The organism is Teichococcus deserti (genome assembly GCF_001982615.1).
Taxonomy (GTDB): Bacteria; Pseudomonadota; Alphaproteobacteria; order Acetobacterales; family Acetobacteraceae; genus Pseudoroseomonas; species Pseudoroseomonas deserti.
On the sequence record NZ_MLCO01000473.1, the window covers coordinates 1 to 9,203 of the forward strand.

General features: G+C 70.8%; 8 protein-coding genes and 1 tRNA gene. 7 read left to right on the plus strand and 2 right to left on the minus strand.

Annotated features, from left to right (window positions below):
* Position 1 precedes the first annotated feature (1 nt).
* Both BKE38_RS29160 and BKE38_RS29165 read right to left on the minus strand, forming a co-directional pair.
* Positions 2–78, minus strand: a tRNA-Arg gene (locus BKE38_RS29160).
* Positions 79–239: 161 nt separating this feature from the next.
* Complete coding sequence (locus BKE38_RS29165) at positions 240–1,601, minus strand: amidase (RefSeq protein WP_076960607.1); 1,362 nt, start codon at positions 1,599–1,601, stop codon at positions 240–242.
* Between the two features lie 252 nt (positions 1,602–1,853).
* On the opposite strand from BKE38_RS29165, the gene BKE38_RS29170 reads away from it, so the two are divergent.
* The 7 genes from BKE38_RS29170 to BKE38_RS29200 all read left to right on the plus strand — a co-directional run bounded on the left by BKE38_RS29170 (position 1,854) and on the right by BKE38_RS29200 (position 8,975).
* The gene (locus BKE38_RS29170; protein ID WP_076960608.1) at positions 1,854–2,849 is read left to right on the plus strand and encodes a TRAP transporter substrate-binding protein; all 996 of its coding nucleotides are present in this window, start codon (positions 1,854–1,856) and stop codon (positions 2,847–2,849) included.
* Between the two features lie 2 nt (positions 2,850–2,851).
* On the plus strand, positions 2,852–3,418 hold the full coding sequence (locus BKE38_RS29175) for a TRAP transporter small permease (protein WP_076960609.1): 567 nt from the start codon (positions 2,852–2,854) through the stop codon (positions 3,416–3,418).
* A 10-nt stretch (positions 3,419–3,428) separates the two neighbouring features.
* A complete protein-coding gene (locus tag BKE38_RS29180) occupies positions 3,429–4,709 on the plus strand; it encodes a TRAP transporter large permease (RefSeq protein ID WP_076960610.1) in 1,281 nt (426 codons plus the stop codon).
* A gap of 61 nt (positions 4,710–4,770) precedes the next feature.
* Positions 4,771–5,613, plus strand: a complete 843-nt coding sequence (locus BKE38_RS29185) for an NAD-dependent epimerase/dehydratase family protein (protein ID WP_076960611.1) — start codon at positions 4,771–4,773, stop codon at positions 5,611–5,613.
* Positions 5,610–6,428: an aldose epimerase family protein gene (locus tag BKE38_RS29190; protein ID WP_242662614.1), complete on the plus strand. Its 819-nt coding sequence runs from the start codon at positions 5,610–5,612 to the stop codon at positions 6,426–6,428. The genes BKE38_RS29185 and BKE38_RS29190 overlap by 4 nt, the downstream gene beginning before the upstream one ends.
* Before the next feature lie 101 nt (positions 6,429–6,529).
* Entirely contained in the window at positions 6,530–7,654 is a 1,125-nt protein-coding gene (locus BKE38_RS29195; protein WP_083747954.1) for an FAD-dependent oxidoreductase, read from the plus strand.
* 46 nt (positions 7,655–7,700) lie between these two features.
* Positions 7,701–8,975 carry an esterase-like activity of phytase family protein gene (locus tag BKE38_RS29200; protein WP_076960613.1) on the plus strand — a complete coding sequence of 425 codons (1,275 nt, stop codon included), beginning with the start codon at positions 7,701–7,703 and terminating at the stop codon, positions 8,973–8,975.
* Positions 8,976–9,203: the final 228 nt, after the last annotated feature.

A 9,203-nucleotide genomic window follows, 5' to 3' on the forward strand; every position in this document is an offset into this window, starting at 1 on the left:
TTGGCGGACCCGATACGATTCGAACGTACGACCTTTGCCTTCGGAGGGCAACGCTCTATCCAGCTGAGCTACGGGTCCTCGCCGCGGGCTTCTTTACCTGGATGCGGGCGGGATGGGAAGCCCTGGAAAGCTGCCTCTCCGTTCCCTGGCGATGACGGGGCGGCGAGGCCTTCGACAGCCCTCGCCCCCCCTGGCACACCTCAGGCTCCGCTCGGAACGCATCCAGCCCCAAAGGCCCATCACCCCCTCAGCACCGACTCCACCGCTGCCGAGACGCCGAACAGCGCCGCGTCGCCATCATGGGCGCCGGTTAGCATCAGCCCGACCGGCGCCTCTCCGGGAGCGTGGCAGGGCAGGCTGATGCTGCAGCGGTCGAGGAAGTTGAAGGCCGCCGTGTTGCGCAGCAGCAGCAGGTTGATGCGGCCGTATTCCGCCTCGTCCTCGACCGCGGCGATCGGCGGCGGCGTCAGCGCCGCGGTGGGCGCCAGCACCGCGTCATACGGCGCCGTCCGGGCCGAGGCCGCGGCGATGATCCGGGCGCGCGCGGTCAGCAGCTCCTGGTAGTCGGCGGCATCCTGCTCGGCGCCGCGCAGGATGCGCGACAACACCCGCGGGTCGTAGCCGTCGCGCGACTTCGCGATCAGCGAACGGTGCCAGGCATAGGACTCAGCCGCCGCGAACCCCCCCTTGGCATTGGCCGCCGGGATTTCCGCCAGCTCCGGAAAGGAGAACCGCTCGATGAAGGCGCCGGCCGCCGCCAGGCGCGACACGGCGCGCTCGAAGGCCGCGGCCACCGCCGGCTCGACCCCGTCGAACAGGAAGGAGCCTTCCGGAATGCCGAAGCGCAGCCCCGCCACCGGGCGAACGGAGGGAGGCACCGCCGCCTCGGCCCCGGCCATCAGCGCGTGCAGGATGCTGCAGCAGGCGACGCTGTTGGCGATCGGGCCGATGCTGTCCAGGCTGGGCGACAGCGGCAGCACGCCCTGCAGCGGCACCCGCTTCGAGGTCGGCTTGTAGCCGACGATGCCGCACAGCGCCGCCGGCACCCGGCAGGACCCGCCGGTGTCGGAACCGAGGCCCGCCAGCCCCATCCCATCCGCCACCGCGACCGCGGCGCCGGAGGAGGACCCGCCGGGCAAACGACCCACAGCGCGGTCGTAGGGCGAGCGCGGCGTCCCGTGATGCGGGTTCACCCCCAGCCCGCTGAAGGCGAATTCCACCATGTTGGTGCGGCCCAGCACGACGAAGCCGGCGCGCTGCAGCCGCGCCACCGCCGGCGCGGTCGCGCTGGCCGGCGGCGCATCCGCCAGGACCATAGCGCCGGCGCGGGTGGGGATGCCTTCCTGGTCGAACAGATCCTTCACCGTGATCGGGATGCCGGCCCAGGGGCTTGGCGCCCGGCCTGCGGCGCGCAGCGCGTCCATGGCGCGGGCGCTGGCCAGGGCGGCCTCGGCCTGGACCGCGACGAAGGCGCGCGATCCTTCGCCCGCCGGGTCGTTGATGCGGGCCAGCGCTGCCTCGGCCAGGGCCACGGCGCTGGTCTGCCCGGCGGCGAGGGCGGCGGCGGCGGCGGGCAGCGTGGTCGGTTCGGAGCGAGGCATGGCGGCGGTCCCGGGCAGCGGCGGAAGGAGAGCCGCGCATGCTGGGCCGAGGCCGGCGCCCTGACAAGCAGGCGGCCCCTCCATCAAAAGCCATCATGACGAGGCCGTTGACAGCGCCGACCCTTCCTCGCCACCATCCGCGCAAGCGCATGCGGCATCAGTCGTCTGACGACAGGACGTCATACCCTGAGGTCGACATGGCCAGGCCGGCGATCACGTCGGACCCGCAGGCCCAACAGGAGAGACGTTCCGATGCCCATCACCCTGCCGCGCCGCCGCGCGCTGCTGGCGGCCTCTGCCTTCGCCGCCCCTGCCCTGATCGGCTTCAAGGCCAGCGCCCAGGCGATCAACCTGCGCTCCGCCGACATCCACCCCGACGGCTATCCGACCGTCGAGGGCGTGAAGATCATGGCGAAGCTGGCCAAGGAGCGGTCGAACGGCCGCATCAACATCCAGGTCTTCCATTCCCGCCAGCTCGGCGAGGAGAAGGACACGCTGGAGCAGACCCGCTTCGGCGTGATCGACCTGAACCGCACCAACTTCGCGCCGCTGAACAACCTGGTGCCGGAGACGGTGATCCCCGGCCTGCCCTTCCTGTTCCGCGACGAGTCCCACATGCACCGCGTCATGGACGGCGAGATCGGCAGCGAGATCCTGGCCGGCGCCGAGAAGCACGGGCTGATCGGCCTCTGCTGCTACGACAGCGGCGCGCGGTCGATGTACAACCGGCTGCGCCCGATCAACTCGCCCGCCGAGATGAAGGGCATGAAGATCCGCGTGCAGCAGTCGGATCTGTGGCTGGCGATGATGCGGGCGCTGGGCGCCAACCCGACGCCGCTGCCCACCGGCGAGATCTATTCGGCGCTGCAGACCGGCGTGGTGGATGGGGCCGAGAACAACTACCCGACCTACCAGTCGCAGCGGCATTTCGAGGTGTCCAAGTACTACTCGGTGACCGAGCATTCGATGTCGCCGGAGATCCTGGTGATGTCGAAGCGCAGCTACGACCGGCTGGGCAAGGACATGCAGACCGTGCTGCGGGAGAGCGCCCGCGACAGCGTGCCCGAGATGCGCAAGCTCTGGGTCGCCCGCAGCGAGGCGGCGAAGGCCGAGGTCGTCACCGCCGGCACCCAGATCAACACCGTCGACAAGAAGCCTTTCGAGCAGGCCATGGCCCCGGTCTACGAGCAGTTCGCCCGCGACGCCCGCCTCAAGGCCATGGTGCAGCGCATCCGGGAGACCGCCTGACCATGGCGGCCCCCCATGACGGCCCGAGCCATGGCCGGAAGGGGGGGCTGCCACGCTCCCTCGGCCGCGCGCTCGACCTCTGCTGCAGCCTCTGCCTGGGCATCGCCGGCCTCTGCCTGGTGCTGATGACCGGCGTCGTCTCCTGGAGCGTCTTCGGCCGCTTCGTGCTGAACGACACCCCGGCCTGGGCGGACGCCACGGCAATGCTGCTGATGGGCTGGGTGATCCTGGGCGCCGCCGCGGCCGGCGTGCGCGAAGGCTTCCACATGGGCTTCGACACGCTGAAGCATGTCCTGCCGGCGCCTATCGCCCGCGCCTGCGACCTGGTCTCCGATCTGGTGGTGACGCTGTTCGGGCTCGGCATGGCCTGGTTCGGGGGAGAGCTCGCGCTCGGCGTCTGGGACGCGACGCTGCCCGCCATCGGCCTGCCCGGCGCCGTCGAATATCTTCCTCTCGTCCTCGGCGGGATCATGATCGGCCTGTTCGGCGCCGAGCGCCTGGCCGCCCACCTGGCGGGCGAGGAAGCCCCCTCCGAAGCCCTCGTCACCCCGCTGGTCAGCGACGCCTGAGGCCGCCCCGATGGAAATCACCCTCCTCCTCGGCAGCTTCGTGCTGCTGCTGCTGATCGGCACGCCGGTGGCCTTCGCGCTGGGCATCTCGGCCTTCGTCACCGTGCTCTACATGGACCTGCCGGCGATCGTCGTCTTCCAGCAGATCTCGTCCGGCATGAACATCTTCTCGATGCTGGCGATCCCCTTCTTCGTCTTCGCCGGCGACCTGATGCTGCGCGGCCAGATCGCCGACCGGCTGGTGGCGCTGGCCTCGGCCATGGTCGGCCATATGCGCGGCGGCCTCGGCCAGGTGAATGTGGTGGCCGCCACCCTGTTCGGCGGCGTCTCCGGCTCGGCGGTCGCCGACGCCTCGGCGGTCGGCGGCGTGATGATCCCGCAGATGCGCGCCCGCGGCTATGCGCCCGACTATGCGGTCAATGTCACCGCCAATGCGGCGCTGATCGACCTGCTGATCCCGCCCAGCCACAACATGATCCTCTACGTCATCGCCGCCGGCGGCGCGATCAGCGTGGCCGACCTGTTCACCGCGGGGATCATCCCGGGGCTGCTGCTGATGGTCGCCCTGATGTTCACCGCCTGGGCGGTGGCCGTGAAGCGCGGCTACCCGCGGGAGGCCTTCCCGGGCTGGTGGGCGCTGGCCCGGCTGGCGGCCGCGGCGCTGCCCGGGCTGATGCTGATCGTCATCATCTTCGCCGGCGTCCGCAGCGGCATCTTCACCGCGACCGAATCGGCGGTGGTCGCCGTGCTCTACGCCCTGCTGGTGACGCTGACCGTCTATCGCAGCCTGGACTGGAACGGCTTCGTCCAGGCGGTGCTGGGCGGCGCCCGCACCACGGGGATGGTGCTGCTGATCATCGGCTGCGCCAGCGCCTTCGGCTGGCTGATGGCGCTGCTGCAGGTGCCGGCCATGACGGTCGCCCTGATGCAGGGCATCACCGACAACCCGCTGCTGCTGCTGCTGCTGATCAACGTCATCCTGCTGCTGCTCGGCACCTTCATGGACATGGCGCCGCTGATCATGATCGGCACGCCGATCTTCCTGCCGGTCGCCCTGAAGCTGGGCATGGACCCGGTGCAGTTCGGCGTGGTGATGATCCTGAACCTCGGGATAGGCCTGATCACGCCCCCGGTCGGACCCGTGCTCTTCGTCGCCTGCGCGGTGGGCAAGGTCTCCATGTGGGACGCCACCAAGACCAGCCTGCCCTTCTACACCGCCGCCTTCCTGGTGCTGATGGTGGTCACCTATGTCCCGGCGGTCTCCCTGTGGCTCCCGCGGTTGTTCCATTGAAAACCATCCGGCCCGATAATACCGCCAAAGGCAGCACCGCCGTCCTCGAGGGAGCGTCCGCATGACCGATCTGAAAAAGCCTGTCCTGGTGACAGGGGCGTCCGGCAATCTCGGCCGCATGCTGGCCGCCGCCCTCTCGGCACGCGGCTACCGGCTGCGCCTGACCGACATCAAGGCCTTCCCGGACGACCTGCCGGCCGGCGCCGAATTCGTCACCACCGACCTCGGCGACGAGGCCGCCATGCTGCGCATCGCCGATGACTGCCAGGCAATCCTGCATTTCGGCGGCGTCTCCGTCGACCGCCCCTTCGAGGAGGTGATGGACCCCAATATCCGCGGCCTCTACCACATCTACGAGGCCGCCCGCCGCGCCGGCGCCCGCGTGCTCTTCGCCAGTTCCAACCACAGCATCGGCTTCCACAGCCGCCCAGGGCCGGGCGAGCCGAAGCTCGACGCCCCCGGCTCCTTTCGCCCCGACAGCTTCTACGGCCTGTCCAAGGCCTATGGCGAGCTGATGGGCCGGCTCTACTGGGACAAGCACGGCGTCGAGAACCTCAACGTCCGCATCGGCAGCTGCTTCCCCGAGCCGGTCGACGCCCGCATGCTGGCCACCTGGCTGTCCTTCGACGACCTGGCGCGGCTCTGCATCGCCTTCCTCGAGGCACCCAAGGTCGGCCATGCCGTGGTCTGGGGTGCCAGCAACAACCCCGCCACCTATTGGGGCGCCGACCACCGCGCCCGCATCGGCTGGGAGCCGCTCGACAGTTCGGAAGCCTTCCGCGCCAAGGTGGAGAAGCTGCTTTCCGGCAATCCGGTCGCCGAGCGCTACCAGGGCGGCGCCTATTGCGCCAATGACTACAGCCGCGCCAGCCCCAGCCCGCGCGACGCTTTCGCGCTCGATTGAGCGGGCTGCACCTCCGGGCGGGCCGCTGGTCCGCCCACCTGCTGCCCGGGCGCGGCGCCGCCTTCGAAAGGCTCGACTTCGCGGCCCGCCCGGTGCTGCGCCCGCTGGACGGCGCCGATCCCAACACCACCCGCGCCGGCGCCTTCTGGATGGCGCCCTGGACCAACCGCCTCGATGGCGGCGCCTTCGGGGCGCGTCACCGCTTCCCGATCAACCGGCCCGACGAAGGCAATGCGCTGCACGGCCTGGTCCGCGAAAACCCCTGGGCGGTGATGGACGCCGGCCCTGGCCATGCGGTGCTGACCCAGTCGCTGTCCGCCACCCCCTTCGACATCGCCGCCCGCCTGGACATCACCCTGGCCGAGGACGGCGTCACCCTGGCGCTGTCCCTGCGCAACGACAGCCCCGAGCCATGCCCCCTCGGCATCGGCTGGCACCCCTGGTTCCACCGCCCGCCCGGCACGACACTGGCCTTCGCCGCCGAAACCCAGCTCGCGACCGACCGCCGCGGCCTGCCCATCGCCGCCCAGCCCGCCAGCACGCAGGACTGGCTCGGCCAGGACCGCCACTTTACCGGCTGGACCGGCACGGCCCGCTTCACGACGGCCGACCATGCCATCACCCTGAGCGCCACCGGCGCCTGGAGCCACAACCTCCAGCTCTTCGCGCCCCGCGAAACGCCGGTGCTCTGCCTGGAGCCGGTCAGCCACCCGCCCAACGCCATCAACCAACCCGAATTCGGCCCGATGCACGTTGTCCAGTCGGGCCAGACCCTGGCCGGACAAATCAAAATCGAAGCAGGACCAGGGGAATGAATTCCCCTGGACCCCTTCTTCTTTCTGTCGGTGCTGCCGCACGCTAGACAACAGGCGCGGGACGCTTGCGTCGAAAACCACCAGCGTCGCACTATCAAGAAATGCAGCACGCGCTTGTCCTCGGGGCCGGGATCATGGGCCTCTCCGCCGCCTGGGGACTGCGCCGCGCCGGCTGGTCCGTCACCCTCGTCGAACAGGACACGACGCCGAACGAACGCGGCGCCAGCGTCGATGACCACCGCCTCATCCGCCACCCCTACGGCGCCGAGCTCGGCTACATGCGCATGGTCGACGCCGCCCACGACGCCTGGAACCAGCTCTGGGCCGATCTCGGCGAAACCCTCTACGTGCCGACCGGCCTGCTGGCCCTGGCCGACGCCCCCGGCGGCTGGCTGGCCGAAAGCCGCGCCGGACTGACCACCGGCAACTACCCCTTCGCCGACATCGACGCCGCGACACTGACCGCGCAATTCCCCATGCTGTCCGGCCATGGCATCCACGCCGCCTTCCGGATGGACCATGCCGGCGTCCTGCTCGCCCGCCGCATCGTGGCCAGCCTCGCCCGCCACCTGGCTGCGAAGGGCGTCACCTTCCTCCGCGCCCGCGCGACGGACGCCGACCCCGCCCGCGCCACGCTCACACTCGAAGACGGCACGGAGAAATCCGCCGACCTGCTGGTCATCGCCGCCGGCCCCTGGATGCCGCGCTTCCTGCCGGGCCTCGCCGGGCGCGTCACCGCCTCCCGCCAGATCGCCGTCTACCTGGAGCCGCCGCCGGAGCACCGCGCTGCCTGGGAGCGCGCCCCGATGGTGCTGGATCTCGCGACCGATGGCGGCTTCTACGCCGTGCCCCCCGTCGCCGGTACCGCGCTGAAGGTCGGCGACCACCGTTTCTCCCTGTCCGGCGACGCGGAAACCGATTCCCGCACGCCCAGCGCGGAGGAGATCGAAGGCATCATGGCCCTCGTCCGCCCGCGTCTGCGCGACGCGGCGGGCTATCGCGTCATCGGCGCCCGCGCCTGCTACTACGACGTCGAGCCGGAGGAGCGATTCATCCTCGAGCCGCTCGGCGACCGCGCCCTGGTGATGAGCGGCTTTTCCGGCCATGGCTTCAAGTTCGGCCCGCTGCTGGGCCTGGCGGTCGCCGGCGAGGACCGCCTGTCCCGCGCCGGCTGGGCCGCCGGGCGGGCGCTGCCTGTCACCGAAGGGTCACAGGGCATCGGTTGAACCCGGCGCTAGGCTCCGCGGCCTTCCAACACGCGGAACCGAGACGATGCGCCGCCTGCTGCTCGCCACCTGCTTCCTGCTGCCGGGGCTCGCCGCCCAGGCGGCGCCCGAGATCACCATGCTGACCAGCGACGACCCGGCGCTGCGCCTCGGCCGTTTCGCCTTCCCGGGCGGCAAGGTGCTGGAGATGTCGGTGGGCATCGGCAGCGCCGCCCATCACCGCCCCGGCGACCCGGCGGACATCGTCTACACCCTGTCCGACCGCGGCCCGAACTTCGCCTGCAGCGAGGCGGAGGACATCTCCGGCCTGCCGGCGGCAAAGCTTTGCGCCGAGGATCTGCGCGGCCGGGTCTATCCGGCGCCCTCCTATGCGCCGACGCTCTACGGGCTGCGGCTGCTGCCGGAGCAGCGGCGCTTCGCGCTGTTCGAGGCGATCGCGCTGAAGCGTCCCGACGGCCAGCCGATCACCGGCCTGACCAACCCCCTGCCCGGCCGCACCGAGCAGCCGCTGGACGGCGCCGGCCGCCGCCTGGCGCATGACCCTTCGGCGATCGATGCCGAGGGGCTGATCCGCCTGCCCGACGGCAGCTTCTGGGTGGGCGAGGAGAATGGCCCCTCGCTGGTCGAGGTCGCGCCCGACGGCCGCATCCGCCGCCGCGTGGTCCCGGCCGGCACCGCCAGCGAATTCGCCGGCGCCGGCTATCCGGTGGTCGAGGGCCTGCCGGCGATCCTGGCCCGCCGCCAGTCGAACCGCGGCATCGAGAGCCTGACCGGCACGCCGGATGGGGCGACGCTCTACGCCCTGCTGCAGAACCCGCTGGCCCATCCGGATGCGGCTGCCTTCCGCGCCGCGCGCAACACCCGCCTGCTGCGCTACGACCCTGCGGGCAACCGCGTCACCGGCGAATGGGTCTATCAGCTGGACGACCCGCGCAGCTTCCGCAACGACCCTTCCGACCGCCAGAGCGACCCGCGCATCTCGGAGATGGCCTGGCTGGGCCCCGACCGGCTGCTGGTGCTGGAGCGGACCGAGAAGACGACGAAGCTTTATGAGGTCCGCCTGGACGGCGGCGCGACGAACATCCTGGGCTCGTCCTGGGACGATCCCGCCACCCGCCCATCGTTGGAACAAGGCGGCGCCGGCGTGGTGCCGCTGGAGAAGCGGCTGGTGCTGGACAGCGCCGACCACCCGGAGCTGCCGGGCAAGCTGGAGGGGATCGCGCTGCTGCCGGGCGGGGTGCTGATGCTGATCAATGATGATGACTTCGGCATCACCGGCGAGCGCACGCGCATCGCCTTGATCAGGGGTGTGCTGAACTGATGTGGGGGTCCGGGGGCATTCAATGCCCCCGGCGGAGGGGTCTGGGGAGGCGGCGCCTCCCCAGCGCTCACTTGAAGATCAACGGCGCGTCGTCCGACGGCGCTTCCGGCATCGGCACGTCGATGACGACCGAGTTGGGATCGACCGTGCTGGCCGGTTCCAGCCAGTAGGTCACGCTTTCCGGCCAGAAGATGACGATGGCCACCAGGATCAGCTGCAGCCCGACCC

Bases quoted from the DNA above. Each gene is read 5' to 3' on its own strand.
- BKE38_RS29165 (WP_076960607.1), bottom strand. From the start codon at position 1,601: ATGCCTCGCTCCGAACCGACCACGCTGCCCGCCGCCGCCGCCGCCCTC.
- BKE38_RS29195 (WP_083747954.1), top strand. From the start codon at position 6,530: ATGCAGCACGCGCTTGTCCTCGGGGCCGGGATCATGGGCCTCTCCGCC.
- BKE38_RS29170 (WP_076960608.1), top strand. From the start codon at position 1,854: ATGCCCATCACCCTGCCGCGCCGCCGCGCGCTGCTGGCGGCCTCTGCC.
- BKE38_RS29175 (WP_076960609.1), top strand. From the start codon at position 2,852: ATGGCGGCCCCCCATGACGGCCCGAGCCATGGCCGGAAGGGGGGGCTG.
- BKE38_RS29200 (WP_076960613.1), top strand. From the start codon at position 7,701: ATGCGCCGCCTGCTGCTCGCCACCTGCTTCCTGCTGCCGGGGCTCGCC.
- BKE38_RS29185 (WP_076960611.1), top strand. From the start codon at position 4,771: ATGACCGATCTGAAAAAGCCTGTCCTGGTGACAGGGGCGTCCGGCAAT.
- BKE38_RS29180 (WP_076960610.1), top strand. From the start codon at position 3,429: ATGGAAATCACCCTCCTCCTCGGCAGCTTCGTGCTGCTGCTGCTGATC.